The sequence below is a fragment of the Vibrio sp. 2130-1 genome (genome assembly GCF_033339515.1).
In genome coordinates this window covers 1-704 of sequence record NZ_JAWOUT010000272.1, presented here as the reverse complement: position 1 = coordinate 704, position 704 = coordinate 1, and the positions used below count along the sequence as shown (strand labels likewise).

Genomic DNA, 704 nt, shown 5'->3' with positions numbered 1-704 from the left:
GGTTGATATTGGTGGCGCGAGCACTGAGCTGATTATTGGCGAAGGTTTTGAAGCGAAAGCCCTCACCAGCCTAAAAATGGGCTGCGTGACATGGTTGGAGAACTTCTTTAAAGATCGCCAACTGAATGCCCGTAACTTCGAAGCTGCGATTGAAGGCGCAAAGCAAACCATCAAGCCAATCTTAGAACAGTACACCGATCTTGGTTGGGATGTGTGCGTAGGTGCATCTGGTACCGTTCAGGCGCTACAAGAAATCATGCTGGCGCAGGGTATGGACGAAGTAATTACTCACTCCAAACTTAAGCGTTTACAAAAGCAAGCCATGCTAGCCGATCATTTGGAAGAGCTCGACATCGAAGGTTTAACGCTTGAGCGTGCCTTGGTCTTCCCTAGCGGCCTGTCTATTCTTATCGCGATTTTCGAGTTACTTGAAATAGATGCGATGACACTCGCGGGCGGCGCATTGCGTGAAGGCTTGGTTTATGAAATGGTCGACGAGCTGCGTCAAAATGACATTCGTGCTCGCACCATTTGTAGCGTGCAAAGCCGTTATCAGCTTGATTGCCAATATGGTGAACAAGTGGCAACGCTGGCAGGTAAGCTTTTAGAGCAAGCCGGTGGCGATGAGTGGATTGCTGAGCCTCAAAGTAAAGTTCTGCTCGAAACCACAGCAAAATTGCACGAAATTGGCCTAACCATCGACT

General features: G+C 48.9%; 1 pseudogene. It reads left to right on the top strand.

From position 1 onward, the window contains the following. A pseudogene (locus tag R7Q09_RS25685) lies at window positions 1–704 on the top strand (guanosine-5'-triphosphate,3'-diphosphate pyrophosphatase); the annotation flags it as partial.